General features: G+C 66.7%; 19 protein-coding genes. 3 read left to right on the top strand and 16 right to left on the bottom strand.

Annotation, left to right across the window (positions count from 1 at the left end; genetic code table 11):
• The first annotated feature begins 92 nt into the window (after positions 1-92).
• Entirely contained in the window at positions 93-1,061 is a 969-nt protein-coding gene (gene hutG, locus ABIB49_RS01215) for a formimidoylglutamase (RefSeq protein ID WP_226773434.1), read from the top strand.
• Here hutG and ABIB49_RS01210 read toward each other — a convergent pair.
• The 15 genes from ABIB49_RS01210 to ABIB49_RS01140 all read right to left on the bottom strand — a co-directional run bounded on the left by ABIB49_RS01210 (position 1,042) and on the right by ABIB49_RS01140 (position 16,925).
• Positions 1,042-1,941, bottom strand: a complete 900-nt coding sequence (locus tag ABIB49_RS01210) for an HAD family hydrolase (RefSeq protein ID WP_226773435.1) — start codon at positions 1,939-1,941, stop codon at positions 1,042-1,044. The two genes, hutG and ABIB49_RS01210, sit on opposite strands and share 20 nt — an antisense overlap.
• Positions 1,938-4,571 carry a phosphoribosyltransferase domain-containing protein gene (locus ABIB49_RS01205; protein ID WP_226773436.1) on the bottom strand — a complete coding sequence of 878 codons (2,634 nt, stop codon included), beginning with the start codon at positions 4,569-4,571 and terminating at the stop codon, positions 1,938-1,940. Before ABIB49_RS01205 ends, ABIB49_RS01210 begins: the two co-directional genes overlap by 4 nt.
• Positions 4,572-4,609: 38 nt before the next feature.
• Positions 4,610-5,794 (bottom strand): HpcH/HpaI aldolase/citrate lyase family protein, encoded by a 1,185-nt coding sequence (locus ABIB49_RS01200; RefSeq protein ID WP_226773437.1) that lies wholly within the window; start codon positions 5,792-5,794, stop codon positions 4,610-4,612.
• A 47-nt stretch (positions 5,795-5,841) separates the two neighbouring features.
• Complete coding sequence (locus ABIB49_RS01195) at positions 5,842-6,669, bottom strand: hypothetical protein (RefSeq protein WP_283480322.1); 828 nt, start codon at positions 6,667-6,669, stop codon at positions 5,842-5,844.
• Between the two features lies 1 nt (position 6,670).
• Positions 6,671-7,213 carry a TerD family protein gene (locus ABIB49_RS01190; protein ID WP_283480453.1) on the bottom strand — a complete coding sequence of 181 codons (543 nt, stop codon included), beginning with the start codon at positions 7,211-7,213 and terminating at the stop codon, positions 6,671-6,673.
• An 8-nt stretch (positions 7,214-7,221) separates the two neighbouring features.
• Positions 7,222-7,749 (bottom strand): hypothetical protein, encoded by a 528-nt coding sequence (locus ABIB49_RS01185; protein ID WP_282359523.1) that lies wholly within the window; start codon positions 7,747-7,749, stop codon positions 7,222-7,224.
• A 34-nt stretch (positions 7,750-7,783) separates the two neighbouring features.
• Positions 7,784-8,971: a toxic anion resistance protein gene (locus tag ABIB49_RS01180; protein WP_253031416.1), complete on the bottom strand. Its 1,188-nt coding sequence runs from the start codon at positions 8,969-8,971 to the stop codon at positions 7,784-7,786.
• Between the two features lie 29 nt (positions 8,972-9,000).
• Complete coding sequence (locus ABIB49_RS01175) at positions 9,001-9,582, bottom strand: TerD family protein (protein ID WP_226773441.1); 582 nt, start codon at positions 9,580-9,582, stop codon at positions 9,001-9,003.
• A 64-nt stretch (positions 9,583-9,646) separates the two neighbouring features.
• Entirely contained in the window at positions 9,647-10,228 is a 582-nt protein-coding gene (locus ABIB49_RS01170) for a TerD family protein (RefSeq protein WP_226773442.1), read from the bottom strand.
• A gap of 36 nt (positions 10,229-10,264) precedes the next feature.
• Positions 10,265-10,855, bottom strand: coding sequence for a TerD family protein (locus ABIB49_RS01165; protein WP_226773443.1), 591 nt, complete (start codon positions 10,853-10,855; stop codon positions 10,265-10,267).
• 48 nt (positions 10,856-10,903) lie between these two features.
• Entirely contained in the window at positions 10,904-12,016 is a 1,113-nt protein-coding gene (locus ABIB49_RS01160; protein WP_226773444.1) for a DUF475 domain-containing protein, read from the bottom strand.
• A 189-nt stretch (positions 12,017-12,205) separates the two neighbouring features.
• Positions 12,206-12,442 (bottom strand): hypothetical protein, encoded by a 237-nt coding sequence (locus ABIB49_RS01155; RefSeq protein WP_226773445.1) that lies wholly within the window; start codon positions 12,440-12,442, stop codon positions 12,206-12,208.
• A gap of 149 nt (positions 12,443-12,591) precedes the next feature.
• Positions 12,592-14,214 (bottom strand): histidine ammonia-lyase, encoded by a 1,623-nt coding sequence (gene hutH / locus ABIB49_RS01150; protein WP_226773446.1) that lies wholly within the window; start codon positions 14,212-14,214, stop codon positions 12,592-12,594.
• Positions 14,211-15,914: a urocanate hydratase gene (hutU, locus tag ABIB49_RS01145; protein WP_282359522.1), complete on the bottom strand. Its 1,704-nt coding sequence runs from the start codon at positions 15,912-15,914 to the stop codon at positions 14,211-14,213. The genes hutH and hutU overlap by 4 nt, the downstream gene beginning before the upstream one ends.
• A 159-nt stretch (positions 15,915-16,073) precedes the next feature.
• Positions 16,074-16,925 carry an IclR family transcriptional regulator gene (locus tag ABIB49_RS01140; RefSeq protein ID WP_226773448.1) on the bottom strand — a complete coding sequence of 284 codons (852 nt, stop codon included), beginning with the start codon at positions 16,923-16,925 and terminating at the stop codon, positions 16,074-16,076.
• Between the two features lie 401 nt (positions 16,926-17,326).
• On the opposite strand from ABIB49_RS01140, the gene ABIB49_RS01135 reads away from it, so the two are divergent.
• A complete protein-coding gene (locus ABIB49_RS01135) occupies positions 17,327-17,542 on the top strand; it encodes a hypothetical protein (protein ID WP_226773449.1) in 216 nt (71 codons plus the stop codon).
• 17 nt (positions 17,543-17,559) lie between these two features.
• Entirely contained in the window at positions 17,560-17,799 is a 240-nt protein-coding gene (locus ABIB49_RS01130) for a helix-turn-helix domain-containing protein (protein ID WP_226773450.1), read from the top strand.
• Here ABIB49_RS01130 and ABIB49_RS01125 read toward each other — a convergent pair.
• Positions 17,796-18,545, bottom strand: coding sequence for a 3-hydroxybutyrate dehydrogenase (locus ABIB49_RS01125; protein ID WP_226775899.1), 750 nt, complete (start codon positions 18,543-18,545; stop codon positions 17,796-17,798). The genes ABIB49_RS01130 and ABIB49_RS01125 overlap by 4 nt on opposite strands.
• Position 18,546 lies beyond the last annotated feature (1 nt).

Raw genomic sequence — 18,546 nt, 5'->3', positions numbered from 1 at the left:
TCGGCGCCGTTAAACGTGCAGGTTCCGGGATTTCGGACAGCACGGCGGCGGCGCGGCTGGTTTTTCGGCCCCGGCTGCGGTGAGCTAGGGGCATGGTTCCTCCCCTGCCCGCCGTTAATGTCCCCCCACAGCCCTGGACCGGGCGGTTCGACGGGGACGGCCCCGAGGACCGGCGCTGGTGGCAGGCCGTCACCCCGTATGCCCCGCGTCCTGTCCAGGCAGCATCAGGGCGCCCCGCGTCCGCGCGTCCGGCGGTGATTCTTGGTTTCGGCAGCGACGCCGGGGTCCGCCGGAACAAGGGCCGGACCGGGGCAGCGTCGGCCCCCGCCGCGATCCGCTCCGCGCTCGGTCCGCTCGCTTTCCACCTGGGCCGGGACGTCCACGACGCCGGCGACGTTACGGTGACCGGGGACGCCCTGGAGGCCGGACAGGCCCGTGCCGGGGCCGCCATCACCGGCTTGCTCGATGACGGGCAGTTGCCCGTGGTGCTCGGCGGCGGGCACGAGACCGCGTTTGCGAGCTACTTGGGCGTGGCCGGCTCCGCTGCGGTGCGCGGCGGCCTGCGTGTTGGCGTCCTGAACCTCGATGCCCACTTCGACCTCCGCGACGAGGCCCGGCCGAGCTCCGGCACCCCGTTCCTGCAGATGGCCCGGACGGAAGCCGCCGCGGGGCGGGAACTGAGGTACGCCGTCCTCGGAATCTCCGAGCCGAACAACACCAGGGCGCTCTTCCGGACCGCCGCGGAACTCGGCGTCGAGTATCTGCTTGACGAGGACTGCTCAGCCGGGAATGCCCAGACCTTTGTGGCGGCCTTTTTGGCGCAGCTGGACGCCCTGTACCTGACGATCGACCTGGACGTCCTCCCGGCATCGGTGGCGCCCGGGGTCAGCGCCCCTGCGGCGTACGGGGTACCGTTGCCTGTGATCAGCGCGGTGTGCCGCCAGGTGGGGGCGAGCGGGAAGCTCCTGCACCTGGATGTCGCGGAACTGAACCCGGATTTCGACATTGACGGCCGCACCGCGAAGGTGGCCGCGCGGCTGATTAATACACTGCTGCGGTAGGCGCTTCGCGGACTTCCGCGGGGGCGTCCGGTGTCCGCTGAAGCATCCGTTCCAGCACCCCGCTGATGTGCCGGAGGATCTCCTCGCCCGCCAGCACCCCGGACGCCGCGGTCACTGTCAGGTTCGCGCGGGTAAATCCGTCCGAGTCCAGCTCACCGTGTGCCGGACGGACGGCCAGGTCCGCCATTTCCAGGAGTCCGGCATCGAGCCGGGAGTCGCCGGCCGCGATGACGATCCCGCCACCGTTCCGGCGCCGCACTTCGGCGACGGCGGCTTCCTTGGTGATCGGGACCGGCACGCAGTACAGCTTGCGGCCCTGCAGGGACGTAGTCCAGCCCCGGTCAAGACACCAGGCCGCCAGTTCTTCCAGATAACCGGCAGAAAGCGCGTCCCGGTCGACGATCGAATAGGCAAAAAGATCCTCCGCCGTCCGCACCCGCAGGATCCCGGAAACGGCCGCCGCGCCGGTCAGATGTTCCAGGACCTCGCCCAAGGGGGCGCACTGTCCCCGGATCGAGCGCTGGATATGGGCGGACCAGTCAGGGTCAGGCTGCCCGTGGTCCAACAGCACGGCCCCGTTTGTCGTCACGGCATACCCGCTGCCGCTGCCGGGCAGCCGGACCCGGGCGAACTGGGCCTGGGTGCGGGTAGTGACCGGGACAAAGTGGCTGCGCTCCACAATCCCCGCCAGCAGATCCTCGGCCGCCCGCGTCATAAATGACAGCGGCGCCGCGTTATAAACTTCCGAAACCACCATCCGCGGCGCCGCGTCGTCGGCGCCGGGGAGCGCCATCGAGTTCGCCGAGTAGATCAGGGTCCGGTCAAGGTCGCTCGCCACAATGGCTGTTGCCCGCGGCTGCGGATGGATTGACGGACTCATACGTCGATCACACTCTTTCCGTCGGCACCGGTAGCGCCAGGGGTATGGATGGGATGGATCAGGCCGACGCAGCTGTACGGCAGCCCCGGCACTTCCACCACCTCGACTCCCCGCTGGTGCGCAAGGTGCAGCACATGGCCGATGTCGGCCGCCGCGTCCGGGCGCACAAGGACCTTCCAGGGCACGCGCCGGAGCAGCACACGCGTGGTCTCCCCGACTCCCGGCTTAACGAGGTTCACGTTGTTGATTCCGAAATCCCTGCTGATGCGCTCGACGGCGGACCATCCCGACCAGTCGGGCTCCGGGAGCTCTTCCACCCTGGCCGGTGCTGCGGATGCCGCCGCCAGCACGTCGTCCCGGACCGCTGGGAAGTGCGCCGTGACGGCGTCCAGGAACGTGGTGGACACGTCGCTGGACGCGAGGTGGGCGTAGAACTTCGCCCCGTGGAAATCGCCGGGGCCGATCAGTTCCCGGTTAAAGACGGTGCGTGAAACGAGCCCGGAGACTGTGGAATTCAGGCAGGCCGAGGGAACCAGGTAGTCCTCCCGGGTGCCAAAAATCCGGACACAGTGCCCCGGATCCGCCAGGACCGCCAGATCCGGCCGGAAGGAAGCGGCGTCTGTTTTCCGAAAGAGCGCGACGGCGTCCGCCAGTTCGCGGGCGATCGCGCCTTTGCCGGTCCAGCCGTCGACGAACATGATCTGTTCCGGCTGGTGCCGTGCGGCGAGGTAGCCGAGCGCCGTTTGATCCATGCCGAGCCCGCGCACGATGCTGACCGCATAGTGCGGGAGGTCGAGGCCATGGATGTCCCGGGCCCAACGCTTCATCAGGATCCCCACGGGTGTTCCGGCCCGGGCCAGCGAGACCAGTACCGGGGCGTTGCCGCGCAGCCTCAGGACCTGCTCCGTAAGGGCCCCGACGGCGTGCGCGAGCCTGGCCGCCGAGCTCTCCAGCGCCTGATGGAACAACACCGCGTATTCAGCCGAAGGCTCGTACTCCTGCGGCAACGATTCCGCGTAGCTGGCCTTGCCGGACTGGATGGCCGCTTCGCGCTCCGCCGTCGGCGCCTCCAGCCGTGCGAAACTCAGATCCTTCAGCAGCCACTGCACGTCGCTGGCCGCGTACGAGCCGAAGCCGGGGCCGGCAAGCGGCGCCGGAAACTGCTCCTGGCGGGGAAGCAGCACCAGCCTGACGTCGGAGCCGGCGCCGGCCACGGCCTCCGCGATCCGTCCGGGGGCTGTGAGCCCGTCGACGGGCGTGCCAGGCTCAGCCATGATGACTACCGTGTCGAAGCGTCCCCCGGGGTGCGCGAAGTTGTAGGCGAACCGGGGCCCGGGGCCGTCCGGCGGCCCGTCGCCGCTGTCAAAAGCCAGGGCTGATCGGATCGCGTAGCCCGGTTCGTCCATGGCCGCGACCGGGCTCCTGGTACTGGTCGAGTACCGGACGTCAACGCCGGGGAGCAGTTGCTGCAGCCGGAGCGCCACGGCCAGCGGCAATGCCATGAATTCCTCCGTGGCAAGCACCAGCAGCCGTTCCCCCGGCCCGGCGCCCGCGCCAAGGTCCGCTGCGAGGGCCGTTGCGATGTCGCCTGCCTGCCGGGCATCCGGCCTGCCGGCAACGCCGAAGCGTCCGCTCCTGACCGGCGGGACGACGTCGTTCAGGTCCAGTTGCCGGATCTTCCCGATGCTGCAGACGGCGGGTTCCGGGACCGGGGCCGTTCGGATCAGTTCAGCCGCGTCGGCCGCCAGTGTCGCCGGCAGCCGGATGCTGCCGTGAGCCAGGGCGACGGCGCTGACGGCGCAGCCCAATTCCCCGGCCAGCTCCGCAAGCCGCGTCCTGGCGGCCGCTGAACGCAGGTCAACCAGCGAGGCGACGACGTAGCGGCTGTGCGGGGCCTTGCGGTGCAGCTCCCGGATGGTGTTGATGATCGTCTCGCCGGTGCTGAGCTCGTCATCGACCAGGACCACCGTCCCGGCCAGGTCCAGGGCGGCGTGGCTGGTTGGCAGGAGCCGGTGCGAGGTGGCATGGGAATGCGATTCCTCGAAGACGCCGTAGGGCGCCGGGGCGAGGCTGTCCCCGGCGAGCCGGGTGGAGTGGATGTAATAGCTGTCCAGCTGCTCTGCCACCAGCTGCCCCAGCCCGGTGGCGGTCTCTGCGTAGCCGATCGTGGCCACGCCGGTAAACACCGCCCGTTCCGCTTCCAGCTGGTCGCAGAGATCCATGGCGGCAGCGGTCCTGGCCCGCCGCGTTTGCTGTTGCTGCCGGGCGTCCACGTCCGGGGACGGGGCCTCGCCGGAGGGCGCCGGGGCCGGGGCCAGGAGTCCTGCCAGCGCTGCGGCAGCGTGGTCGATGGCTGCCCGCAGCGGCCCGGCCGTCCCGGTGCCGCCGCCGCGGGCGCTGCCAGCTGCGCCCGGGGCGTCCGCCTGCAGTTCCGCCCGGACCAGGAGACCGAGCAGGCGGCCGGCCGCCGTCGTGATCCCGGGTTCGGTGGGCACGTGCTTGGCGAGCACACGGGATACGAGCAGGTGGGCACGTTTGGGGTTGCGCCGAAGAGCCAGCCCCACCAGGGTTGGCACCGGCAGCAGGCTGTCCGGTGCGGTTTCGATGTGGACGGCCAGTGCGTCGCGCACATAGCTTCCATGCCAGGAACCTTCGGTCCGCCGCGCGCTCATCGCATGCTCGCTTCGAGCAGGTCCACAAACGTGACACCGGGCCTGGCGACTCCGAACGCACGGGCGCGCAGCAACGTCCGCTCGGCCCAGGCCCGGTGCGGCTTCGCTTCGTTCATTTTGTTGCCGTACGACGAGGCCTTGGCGCCGCCGCCGGGGTCTCCGGCAATGTCCAGGGCGTCAAGGTACTCCTCATGGCTCACCACGGACAGGGAGTGGACCACTGGCACATGGCTCGGATGGATCACTGTCTTGCCCAGCAGCCCGTTGGCCTGGTCCAATTCGATCTCGCGGATGAGTCCGTCGAGGTTCTCCGTCAGGAGCCGCTTCCGGAGTTCTCCCTCGTTGGCGGCCTCAAAGGGGGTGGAGCGCAGCTGCGGCCGCAGCACCCGTTCCGTGTTGACGAAGTGCTCCCACACGGGACCGGAGATGACCCAGCCGTCCTCCGGCCGGCCGAAGATGTTAACGATGTCGCCGATGACGCTGGCCACGACCTTCACGTGATAGATCGTCAGGTCACGGGAGCGCCGCAGCCCGAAAGCACTTGACATGTCCGTTGCGCCGATACGGATGCAGAGGACCGACGCGCGGAACTCGTTGACGAGCGCCAGGTTGTCCGTCAGCACACGGACCCGCGATTCCAGGTGGGTGGTAGCCGGGTCCTCGATGATCGGCATGGCCAGCAGCGGGGGCCGCTGCGGATCCCCGGCGCGGCCGGAATCCCGGTTTAACTGCTGCAGCGCTTCCATAAAGGCCCGCGCCCGCCCGGTTTCGTTCTCAAATTTGGGCAGCACAAACCCGTAGACGGCGCACAGCGCCGCACCGGCCCGGCGCCCCACATCCAGCAGTTGCTCCGGTGTCCGGCAGCGGATGAAGATCAGCGGCAGCTCGTCCGGCCGGTCCGTGGCAGCAAGCTCGGTCAGCGCGGCCAGGAGATTCTCCTCGGCCGCCGGCACCTCCCCGTCCGGCACGGCGTCCTCCAGGCAAATGACTGTACTCACGCAGCCTGCCGCTGTCTGCTTGCGGATTCCGCCGGCCAGGTCCTTCCGGGTGGCCGGCGTGTAGAGGGTGGCCCCCAGGGCCACGGCCAGCAGTCCGGGATCCGATGCCCGGTCCAGCGCCTCGGGCCGCACATGGAACAGCCGCTCCTTGACGGACTCTGCCAACGCTCTGAAATGCTGCATAATCCCCTTAGTGATAGCTGCGGGTGTGGTGCCGGTCCGGCGCCGCACTAGTGTCGCAGAACGCGCTCATCCAGCGGTAACGTCATGCTGAAGCCGAACCAGGTCCACACGGCCAAATCGGATGCATCGGCCGGAACGAACTCGGCACGCAGTTCAAGGACCGCGCCGATGCGGGCGAGGTAGAGCACCGTCCGGAGCCCGGCGTCGTTCCTCGGCGCAACCGCCGCAGCCGCCCCGTCGAAGACGCCGATGGTGAGCGGGGTCTCGCCCGCAATGAACAAGGCCCGGCGGAGCTGCCGCACGTGGCGCAGGGCCACCACCCCGGCCCCGTCCTGGAGACCGGCCAAGGGACGGTTCCCGGGCGTAGTGACCGAGGTTCCCGCCCGGTGCCCGCCACTGTGGTGCGCCCCGGTGGTGAAGTGTTCATCCTCCCACGCGACCGAGCGGGCCCCGGTCACCAGAAGCGAGCCGATCGCTGACTGCCGGGCATTCAGGCGCACGACCGGGTGTGCCTGGTCCAGTTGTCGGAGCTCACCGAAGGCGGGTGCAGGGAAGGGCTGCCCGGGCTTCGGAACGCTGGACTGTGTCGCCGTCGCGGGGCGGTCCTTCGCCGGCGGGGCACCGCCGGGCCGGAGCTCAAGCCCTGCACCCGCAGCCGGGGCGCCGGCACCTTGCCGGCCGCCGCCGTGCGCGGCCGGAACAGCAGCCGGGGCCCTGGTCCCGCGGGTTCCGAGACTCAGGCTGGCCGCTGCCGCTGCCGGTTCAGCGGACGGTTCAGCGGCCGGCGCCACCGCCTGCTGCCGCGTGGCCTGGGGCCTTTGCCTGCGGCTGAGATAGTCAAGGTCCGCCCTGGGGGCGTTGCGGTCCCGGACCACGTTAGAGCTTCAGCCGGAAGTCGGCGGCAACTGCCGCAAGCCCGGTTTCGTAGCCCTGGCCCACGGCCCGGAATTTCCAGCCTCCGGCGTGCCGGTACAGCTCGCCAAGGATCATGGCGTTGATTTTGTCCAGGTTGACAGGCGGAACCTGGAAGCGGAGCAGCTCACGGTCCTTCTCGTCGGCGATCCGAAGATAGGTGTTCCTGACGGCGCCGAAGGTGCCGGGCCCGCGAACATCCGGGTCGATGTAGATCAGTACCGCAATTTTGCTGACGGCCTCGGGTACCCGGTTGAGGTCTACGTCGATCTGCTCCTGGTCCTCTGTGCCGGCAAACGCGATGCTGCCCTCGGGACTGGCGAGCTGGTTGAAGAACACAAGATGCTCATCCGAGACAGCATGCCCGTCCGGTCCACACATAATGATCATGGGGACCGGTTCGGATTGCGGACCGCGGCTGGGCACCGTGTCCCAGCCGATCCCCAGCAGCACCGTCCCCAGGCCCGGGTTCTCTGCAGTGAGGGCGGCGTTGCTGCCCGCGACCATTGAAGCCACTAGTGTCCTTCCAAGCGAAGACCGTCGACGTTGAATTTATCCCTGAGGAACTGGCCGTGAACGGCGAGTTCCGTGACGGCCCCCGTCCGGACCTGGTTGTCCAGGTTGCCGACGGTGGCGTACAGCGTGTCCAGCTGGTCGAGCAGCACAGCGGTGTCGGCGGAACCAGTCTCCCGCGCCGACGCCGACAGCTTCAGGTAGGCGCGCAGCGGGGACGGCAGGTAATCGGTGATGATCGCGTTCAGCAGCACCCGTTGTTCGGTGGAGGCCCCGGAGCTGACAATGTAGCCGATCAGCGCGTTCAGGGTGTCCAGTAGCAGCAGGATTTGGGAGACCACCAAAGTGGGCAGTTCGGCGCCCCTGCCCAGCACCGTCCGGCGCAGATCGTGCAGTGCCGCCTCCGTGACGGCCAGCTCGTCCGCCGCAGGATCAGGGGCTGCGGACTCCGCACCGGGCAAGCCGGCGTCGGCAGCGGAACGGGGACCCGATCCGCTGCCGAACAGTGAGCCTAAGAATTTTGCGACCATAGCCCGTAAGCCTATTGCTCAGGACTGGCGGCCGCTAATTCCCCTCCTGCTGGCGGACCCGGTCCAGGTACGGACGGGCGCGCTCCAGGCCCGATTCAAGGGCATGGACTGTGCCTTCCATACTCTTGTTGGCTTGGGACCGGAAGGTGTCGATCGCGTCCATGGTTTGGAATACGTTGTCGAACGCCTTCTGCAGGGTTTCGACGCTGACACCGGAACTCGCGGCCTGCTGGTGGATGCGGCCGGTCTGATCCTTGAGCATCTCGCTGGTCTTGAGGATCATGTTGTTAGTTGTGGTGTTGATCGCATCGATCTGGTCCAGGACCATCTTCTGGTTGGCCAGGGCCTGGGCCACAATAACTGCTGTCCGCAGCGCCGAGATGGTTGTGGTGCGGGCCCGTTCCACGCCCTTGATCAGCTCGGTGTTGTTTTTGCGGATCATGTCGATGGCCAGGTAGCCCTGGACCGATACCGCCAACTGCGTAAGGATGTCCTGGTGCCGCTGCCGGATGGGGAACAAAACATCCGAATCGAGCTTGCCGGCCTCGTCCAGCTGGCCCGACACTTTCATTTCATCGACCTTGGCAGCGGTGGCTGCGTCCAAAGCCTTCGCGAAAACGGCGTACTCGCTCAGGCCCTGCATGGTCTCCCAGAGCTGGGTTTTTTCCTGCGCCAGGGAGGCATTGTCTTTCAGCAGCGAGTCCTGCCCTGCCATCAGCGACTTGATGATCTTGTCCAGCTGGGTCTGGGCCGACTCATACTTCTGGAAGTATTTGGCCAGTTTGTTCCCGCCGGGAATGATGCCGAGAATTTTGCGGCCAACACTCAAATCGCTGTGGTTCGGTGTGAGATCCTCCACTGTGGAGCGGAGTTCGCCGAGTGTGGACGCCACCTGGACCTGGGCACTGCTGCCCGATTTTTTGGCGCCGGCCAGGGACGTGGACGACCGTTCCAGCAGGCGGCTGGAGGTATTTGCGGACGCCACCAGCTCCGCGCCGGCGAGCCGGTTGATGCCGTCGATCTTGCTGGTGTATTCGGGGCTGTGCGGGTTCATCGCCGCGATCTCGCCGATAAAAGCGCGCGCCTGGGCGTTGATCTCCTGCTGGCGTTCGGCGGGAACCGGCACCATCCCCGGCGCGTCGTCTTCCTTGACGATGCTCAGGGGTTCAGGGGCGTTCAGTACCAGCGCAGCGGACGTAGCTTCCGGGGGTGTGAGTTGCATGCGTATCGTTCTCCTTCTGTGGTCGCAGGTCAGCCGAGCTGGACGCCGAAATCGGCGGCAACACCTGCAAGGCCGGTGGCGTAGCCTTGGCCCACCGCTTTGAACTTCCATTCACCGTTGTTTCGGTAGAGCTCGGAGAAGATCATGCAGGTCTCCGGCGCTGCATCTTCGCTGAGGTCATAACGCACGACTTCCGCGTCGGTCTCCTGGTTCACGACCCGGCAATAGGCGGCGCGCACCTGGCCGAAGTTCTGGCGGCGGGTCTCTGCCTGGTCAATCGAGACCACAAAGACGATGCGCTCAACATCAGCGGCCACACCGGAGAGCTGGACCGCTATGACCTCGTCGTCGCCGTCGCCCTCGCCGGAACGGTTGTCCCCCTGGTGGACTACCGAGCCGTCGGCTGCTGCCGGCTGGTTGTAGAAGATGAAATCCGCGGAACTGCGGACCTTTCCGTCGGCGCCGAGCAGGAGCGCGGAGGCATCCAGGTCGAACGCATCGCCTGTGGTCGTCCGGGGATCCCAGCCCAGCCCGATCAGAACCTTGTTCAGCCCCGGATCGGTCTTGGTGAGCGAGAGGTTACTGCCTTTGGTAAGGGTCAAGCCAGCCATACTTTTTCTCCTCGTTCGGTCTGTGTGGTGGTGCTGACGGGCCCGGCTACGCGGGCCCCAGGTGCTAGTCCAGTACGATGCCGAAGTCCGTGGCGACACCGTGAAGGCCGGCAGCATAGCCCTGCCCCACGGCGCGGAACTTCCATTCACCGTTGTTGCGGTAGATCTCGGCGAAGACCATACACGTTTCGGCGGCAGCATCCTCGGTGAGGTCGTAGCGGACCACTTCGTTGTCGGTCTCCTGGTTCACGACCCGGCAGAAAGCGTCGCGCACCTGCCCGAAATTCTGGCGGCGGACCTCGGCCTGGTCGATTGAAACGACAATGACGATCTTCTGGATTTCCGGTGAAACGGCATCAAGATCGATCAGTACCTGCTCGTCGTCACCGTCGCCCTCACCGGTGCGGTTATCGCCCTGGTGAACGACCGATCCGTCGGCGGACGAGAGCTGGTTGTAGAAGATGAAATCGTCATTGGAACGGACCTTGCCGTCAGCCCGGACAAGCAGCGCCGAGGCGTCCAGGTCAAACTGTTCCCCGGCCGTTGTCCGCGGGTCCCAGCCGAGGCCGATCATGGCCTTGCGAAGCCCGGGGTCCGCTTTTGTCAATGAAAGATTGCTTCCCTTGCTCAGGGTCAGGCTAGCCACGTGGTGCTCCTTAGGTGCTCTGGTACTGAACGGGAATCAGAGGGCGGCGGCAGCGGCGCCGAGGACCTCGCCGGCGGTCCTGCCGTTGGCGGGGGCGCCGATGGCCGTGAAGTTCCAAACACTGCCGTTGCGCGAGAGCTTGGACATAACCATTGCCGTGTTCGGTCCCGACTCCGTGAGGGCGTAGCGGGCGACCTCCGGGCTACCGGCTACCGAGTCGTCGATCACGCGGCAGAACGCATTTTCGACCATATTGAAGGTCTGCTGGCTGTAGCTCGTGATGACAAAAACAATGTGCGCGACCGCCGGGGAGACCCCGGGCAGGTTCACCATCAGGGTCTCATCGTCGCCCTCGCCGGCGCCGGTGAGGTTGTCACCGGTGTGGCGGATGGCGCCGTCCTTGCTGGTGAGCTGGTTGAAAAACACCGTGTCGAGGTGAGTGCCCGCGGCGTCGAACATAAGGGCCGACGCGTCCAGGTCGATCTCGACGGTTTTGGTGCCGCCGAAGAAGCCCCGCTTCGCCGGAACCGCGGAATCCCACCCGAGCCCCAACCGGACGTTGGTCAGGGATTCACCGTTCTGCTTCGTCAGGGACAGTGACTGGCCTTTTTTCAAACTCAAACCCATTGCCGTACTCGCTTTCCTTGGTGGTGGTTGTGGATCCTGAAGCGTGGACTAGCTGCCCGCGTCAGTTGGTTGCAGGCTGCCGTGCTCGCCGGCAGCGGTGGCGCGCCGATTGCGCCGGATCGAGCCTGCGAACGCGGCGCCGATGAAGACCACCCCGATCAGGCCGGTGACGACTTCGTTGATCGGGACCACGATGGTGACCAGCAGGATGACCGCCAGCGCACCAATGGCCCAGTGCGCGCCGTGGTCGAGGTATTCGAACTCATCAAGGGTGCCTTGCCGGACCAGGAAGACTGTGAGGGAACGGACGAACATCGCGCCGATGAAGCCGAGTCCGAGGGCAATGATGATCGGATCCGAGGTGATGGCGAAGGCGCCGATGACTCCGTCGAAGGAGAACGAGGCGTCAATGACTTCCAGGTAAAGGAAAAGCATAAAGGCGGCCTTGCCAGCCACTTTGGCGGCACCGGTGGGCCCGGAATGGACCACGGCGTTGGCGTCGTCCGCGTCTACATCGCCGTCCTGGTCGACGTCGAACAAGTTGCCGAGGCCGTTCACCAGGAAGTAGGTGATGAGGCCCAGCAGCCCGGACAGCAGCACAATTCCCTGCTTGTCTCCCGAGGCCGCGCCGGCGATTGCCAGGGCAACCAATCCGGTAATAAGGGACGCGCCTTCAAGCTTGCCCAGCCGGGCCAGCGGAATCTCCAGGAACTTGATCCACTTGATCTCACGATGAGCCATGATGAAGTCCAGGAACAGCATCAGCAGGAACATACCGCCGAAAGCCGCGATCTGCGGGTGCGCCTCGTGCAGCACGTAACCGTAGGTGCCGGGCACCGTGGGATCGCCCTTTTCCATCGCGAGGCTAACAGCCTCCACCGGGTTCAGTTGCGCGGTGACGCCCACGATTAGGAGCGGGAACAAGATCCGCATGCCAAAGACTGCGATGATGATGCCCACGCTGAGGAACATTTTCTGCCAGAACGGGTTCATCCGCTCGAGGATGCGGGCGTTGACAACTGCATTGTCAAAGCTCAGGCTGATCTCCAGGACACCCAGAATGAGGCAGAGAATCAGGGCTTGGGGGCCGCCATAGAGAAAGGCGACCACCAACGCAATGCTGGTGATCGCAAACGACCAACCGAAAGTCTTCAAAAACACGCTGGAACAACTCCTGGACCGATGGTCCCGTCGATCCGAGAACGACGGGAAGGCGAAAATGTCCCGGAAGCTATCCCCAAGACTTCGTGCCCCTATCTTAGCCGCCGGGTCTGCCCCTATCCAGCGTGTCCTCCCGCAGCGCAATGGCGCCGGCACTCAGCTTTCTGCGCGGACAAGCACGAGACGCGGCTAACTACGCCGGACCTGAACGCCGTCGGATTTTAAGAAGAGCTGGGCCTCGGACGGGTCCGCCGCGAGCAGCCAGAAAACACTGCCGCTTAATGAGACTTCCTCGATTTCACCGGCCGCCAAAATCTGCGCGTTTTTGATGACTTCGACCCGGTCACCGGCTTGCAGGCTCCGCCAATCGGAAACCGTACTGGCCGATGCCAGGCGCCTGGTCATAACCGTCCCGCGTGCTTTCATGAACGTCTACCCCTTTGTATTGGTTCGTGCTCACAACTTCATTGTTGTGATTTCCCCTTTGTACTACACTTCCCGGGCCCCCGCCCGCCGTGTTGCCGTCTATTTCGGGGGCGCCGGAAAATGTCACCCGTCCTGCACTTTGTTTGCTTTCAGGCAAGATTCCCCACCGCGGATTCGGCGGCCGCCCGGACCTTGCCCGAGGCAACAAGGTGATCTGCCGCCTCCAGTTCCGGCGAGAGGAAACGGTCCGTACCCGGGCCGTCGACCACGTCGCGCACGGCCGCGATCACGGCCGCCGCCGCGGGGCCGGGACTCAGCTGGCCGCCGGAGAGCTGGCTGCGGATGTCCAGCGCCCGCGTTGACGTCACCAGCTCGATCGCCAGCACCCGGCGCAGGTTCTCCACCGCACGGCGGAGCTTGCGGGCCGCGTGCCAGCCCATCGACACGTGGTCCTCCTGCATCGCGGAGCTCGGGATCGAGTCCACCGACGCCGGTACGGCCAGCCGTTTGTTGTCCGAGACCAGCCCGGCCTGGGTGTACTGGGCGATCATCAGGCCGGAATCAACGCCGGGGTCAGCGGCCAGGAAAGCAGGCAGCCCGTGCGAGCGGGCCGGATCCAGCATCCGGTCCGTGCGGCGCTCGGCGATCGAACTCAGGTCCGCGACGACGATGGCCAGGAAGTCCAGTACGTAGGCCACCGGGGCGCCATGGAAGTTGCCGTTGGAGCTGACCCGGCCGTCGGGCAGCACCACCGGGTTGTCGATCGCCGCGGCCAGTTCACGGGAGGCGACAAGTGCGGCGTGGTCCACGGTGTCGCGGGCGGCGCCGGCCACCTGGGGTGCGCAGCGCAGCGAGTATGCGTCCTGGACCTTGGTGTCGTTGATCCGGTGCGAGGCCACGATCGGGGAATCGGACAGCACCCGGAGCATGTTGTCCGCGGCGGCGGCCTGGCCCGGATGCGGCCGCAGCGCGGCGTGCAGCTCGGGCAGGAACACCTGGTCCGTGCCCAGCAACGCCTCGACACTGAGTGCTGCCGTAATGTCCGCCGTCGTGAGCAATTGCCGGAGGTCCGCGATGGCCATCAGCAGCATGCCCAACATACCTTCGGTGCCGTTGACCAGGGCCAGGCCTTCCTTCTCGGCCAGGGTGACCGGTTCAATCCCGTGCGCGGCGAGGAGTTCAGCAACCGGACGGCCGCCCTTGGCTCCGTACAGCTCGCCGTCGGGACCCATCGCTTCGCCTTCACCCATCAGGACCAGGGCGCAGTGCGAGAGCGGCGCAAGGTCACCCGAGCAGCCAAGGGAGCCGAATTCGCGGACCACCGGGGTAATGCTGGCGTTCAGCACATCCACCATGGTCTGCAGCACCACGGGGCGAACGCCCGTCCGGCCGGAGGCGAGGGTCTTGGCGCGCAGGAACATAATGCCGCGCACCACCTCCCGCTCTACGGCCGGGCCCATACCGGCGGCGTGGCTGCGGATCAGCGACTTCTGCAGCTGGGTGCGCAGCTCGTTCGGGATGTGCCGGTTGGCCAGGGCGCCGAAGCCGGTAGAGATGCCATAGGCCGGAGTTCCGCTGTGCGCGAGGTTGTCGATGTGGGCGCGGACCTTGGCGACGGCGTCGAGGGCTTCCCGGGAGATCACCACGTGGGCGCCGTGGCGGGCGACGGCGACAACATCCTCGGGGGTGACACCGCTGGAGCCGAGGGTGACGGTGAGTGGTTCGTGGGTGGAGACTTGCGAGGTTCGGGAGTTCGTGGGGAGGATCGTCACTTTGTGGTTCCTTCGTTCATCGGGATGCGGACGCCGCGCTCGGCGGCAACCTCGACGGCGCGGTCGTAGCCGGCATCGACGTGGCGGATCACGCCCATCCCGGGGTCGTTGGTGAGCAGGCGTTCGAGCTTCTGCGCGGCGAGGTCCGTGCCGTCCGCGACGGAAACCTGCCCCGCGTGGATGGAGCGGCCGATGCCAACGCCGCCGCCGTGGTGGATGGAGACCCAGGTGGCACCGGAGGCGGTGTTGAGCAGGGCGTTCAGCAACGGCCAGTCGGCGATCGCGTCGGAGCCGTCGGCCATCGCCTCGGTCTCGCGGTACGGGGAGGCGACGGAGCCGGAGTCGAGGTGGTCGCGCCCGATCACAATCGGCGCCTTGACCTTGCCCTCTTTGACCAGTTGGTTGAACAGCAGCCCAGCCTTGGCGCGGTCGCCGTAGCCCAGCCAGCAAATGCGCGCCGGCAGGCCCTCGAATTCGACCCGTTCCTGCGCCGCGTCGATCCAGCGGTGCAGGTGCTTGTTCTCCGGGAAGAGTTCCTTGATGGCCGCATCCGTGACCGCAATGTCCTCGGGGTCGCCGGAGAGCGCCACCCAGCGGAAGGGGCCAAGGCCCTCGCAGAACAGCGGCCGGATGTAGGCCGGGACGAAGCCGGGGAATTCGAAGGCCCGGTTGTAGCCGCCCTTGCGGGCCTCGTCGCGGATGGAGTTGCCGTAGTCGAAGACCTCGGCGCCGGCGTCCTGGAATTCGACCATGGCCGCCACGTGCCTGGCCATCGAGACTTGGGCCTTTTTGGTGAAGCCTTCCGGGTCGGCCGCGGCCTCGCGGTGCCATTCCTCCACCGTGACACCCTCGGGCAGGTAGCTCAGGGGGTCATGGGCGGAGGTCTGGTCCGTGACGATGTCGACCGTGAGCTCGCCGGCACGTTGGCGGCGCAGGAGCTCCGGAAAGACCTCGGCGGCGTTGCCGACGTAGCCGACGGACCAGCCGCGGCGTTCCTCCTTGGCTTTGAGCACCTTGGCGATCGCGGCGTCGAGGTCGGTTTCCACCTCGTCGAGGTAGCGCTTGCCGGCCCGGCGTCGGAGGTGGCTTTCGTCGACGTCGACAATCAGGCAGGCGCCGTCGTTCAGGGTGACGGCGAGCGGCTGCGCGCCGCCCATGCCGCCGCAGCCGCCGGTGAGGGTCAGGGTGCCGGCGAGGGTGCCGTCCTCGTCCCCGGTGAGCTTGCGGGCGATCGCCGCGAAGGTCTCGAAGGTGCCCTGCAGGATGCCCTGGGTGCCGATGTAAATCCAGGATCCGGCGGTCATCTGGCCGTACATCATCAGGCCCTCGGCCTCGAGCCGGCGGAATTCGGGCCAGGTGGCCCAGTCACCGACGAGGTTGGAGTTGGCCAGCAGCACGCGCGGGGCCCATTCGTTGGTGCGGAAAACGCCGACCGGCTTGCCGGACTGGACCAGCAAAGTCTCGTCCTTTTCCATGGTTTCCAGGGTGCGGGTGATGGCGTCGAACGCGGCCCAGGAGCGGACGGCGCGGCCGGTACCGCCGTAAACTACGAGGTCGTCCGGGCGTTCGGCCACCTCGGGGTCCAGGTTGTTCATCAGCATGCGCAGCGGGGCTTCGGTCTGCCAGGACTTGGCGGTGAGCTCGGTGCCGCGGGCTGCTTTGACCGGGCGGGCACCGGTGGTGAAATCGGCGGGTGCCATCAGGGGCTCCTTTGTTCTGTTGCTGGTTTGGGGATGAGGTTCTGTATCAACTAAAGCTTGTCCGGAGCCCCGGAAACAGGGGGTATCAGCGGGAGCTGTCCGGGATCCCAGACCCAACTAGCTCGCAGTTATTGTCGTTTTGGGCGCTCAAAACGACACCTACTGCGAGCTAGTTGGGCCGGGGCGGCCGTGGATCCGGACTGAGAGCTCGTCCGCGACCTTCCGCACCCTGGCGGCCAGGGCCGGCCACTGGTCCGCCGGCAGTTTGTCCTCCAGGAACGTCACGGCAACGGCGGCCGTCGGCCAGCCCACGTGGTCGGTGACCGCGGCGGCGATCGAACCGAAGTCCGGTGTGACTTCCCCGTGCTCGGTGGCGTAGCCGCGCTGCCGGACCTGGTCCAGATGCGAGGACAGTGCCGAGTACTTCATGATGGGCGATTCCGTCTCGTGCCGGGCGCTGAAGGCCGCGGCGTTCGGGTACAGCGCCCGGACCTGGGACTTGGGCAGCGCTGCGAGAATGGCGCGCCCGCTCGCGGTGAGGTGGCTCGGCAGCCGGACCCCGACGTCGGTCACCAGCGACGGGCGGTTCTTCGCCCGTTCCTCGACGATGTAGAGCACATCGCGGCCGTGCAACACGGCCAGGTGCGCACTCTCGCCGATCACGTCCACCAGCGAGGCGAGCATCGGCCGGCCTAACCGGGACAGCGGCTCCTGCCGCGAATACGCCGAACTGAGTTCGAAGGCACTGATGCCCAGCCCGTAGCGCTGCTCCTCATGCAGATGCATCACAAAGCCATTGGCCTCCATCACACCCAGCAGGTGGTAGACGCTGGAGCGCGGCAGGCCCAGCGCGGTGGCTATGTTTGACGCCGCCATCGGCCCCCGCCTGGAGGCGAGCAGCTTGAGGATGCGGAGGGTGTTTTCCGCGGCCGGAACCTTGGAGACCGACTTCGAGGTGGTGTCGCTGGCCGGTGCGGCGCTGGCTGTTGTGGTGCTGGTGGGGGCTGGCATGGATCCTCATTTACGTTGCACGGTGTCCGGTATCCCGTACTTAAGCATGCCCCCGGGAGGGCGCCCCGCACAGCCCAAGCCCGCTGCAGTGTCTGGTATGCCGGACATCCAGTGAGCTGCCCGCCGGGATCCCGGGCCGGCTCCCGGCATTGCGGTTGACAAGTAGTCGGCGCTGCAACCCAAGTGGTGCCAGCTTCGGTAGGGGTAGAAGTTACTCGTGTGACGAAAGGGACTGAAGGTTACATTGGCTGCACGGCGGCACCGGACCGGCCGGAACGCTGGCTGGGGAGCCCTGCCGCGGCCGGCCCGGGCTCGCCGTATCTCCGAATGGCACGCCTACCGAGGGAGTGGTTCAGATGGTTTTCCCCGCATCTCCACACACACAACGCCAAAGACGCACCATGGCCGGTTTTCTCTCCGGAAAAGTGGGCCGGGCAGGAACTCCACGGATTCCGTTCCGGGTGGGACAGGTCCTGATTGGCGATGATCCCTTCAACGGCCGGCACCTGGGCAAAGTGGCTGTCATCGAGGCTCCCTACGTGGGCCTCCGGACAACCGGCAATTCCCCCGATGACGTGGTCTTCTACGATTACCGCCAACTCCAGAGCCCCGACTAGTGGACAGGCCAGAAGAAATGAGCGCAGCGAACGTGTCCTCGCACTTCCTGACCATCGCGGAAGTCGCGGCGGCCATGCGGGTCTCCAAAATGACCGTGTACCGGCTGGTGAAGTCACATGCCATCGCGGCGGTGCGGGTGGGCCGGTCCTTCCGGGTTCCCGAGGACGCCGTCAACGACTACATCCGCCGCTCCACAGAACCGGCCACGCCGCGACCGGACAGCGACACCGGCGAGGACCCGTCGGCTGCGCACTAGCGGGCCGACCAGCCGCCGTCCATCGTGTAGCTCGCTCCGGTGACCATACCGGCGCCGTCGGAGGACAGCCAAGCGACGAGGGAGGCGACCTCCTCCGGTTCCACCAGCCGCTTGATGGCGGCCTCGGTCAGCATGATGTTGGCGAGGACCTCGGACTCCGGGATCCCGTGCACCTTGGCCTGGTCTGCAATCTGGGACTCGACCAGCGGCGTCCGGACATAGCCGGGGTTGATGCAGTTGGAAGTGACGCCATGCTGGCCGCCTTCGAGCGCGGTGACCTTGCTCAGGCCTTCGAGACCGTGTTTGGCGGAGACGTAGGCACTCTTGAACGGCGAGGCGCGGAGCCCGTGCACTGACGACAGGTTGATGATCCGGCCGAAGTTGTTCGCGTACATGTGCGGCAGCGCTGCCCGGATCAGCAGGAAGGGCGCCTCCAGCATCAACGTGATGATGCGCCGGAAGTCTGCCGGGTCGAAGTCCTCAATCGGGCTGATCCGCTGGATGCCGGCGTTGTTGACAAGGATGTCGCAGTCCAGGCTGACGGTCTCAAGCGCCTCGACGTCGAGCAGATTGACCGCCCAGGAGGTGCCGCCCACCTCGTCGGCGAGCGCTGCTGCGCCGGCCTCATCCAGATCCGCGATCACCACTTTCGCACCGCGTGCTGCGAGGGCGCGGACGCTGGCGGCTCCGATTCCGCCGGCTCCGCCGGTCACCAGCGCTTTGCGCCCGTTCAAGCTGCTCTCCATG

This window comes from Arthrobacter sp. UYCu512 (assembly GCF_040547075.1).
Taxonomy (GTDB): Bacteria; Actinomycetota; Actinomycetes; order Actinomycetales; family Micrococcaceae; genus Arthrobacter.
This window is presented reverse-complemented; position numbering and strand designations above follow the sequence as displayed.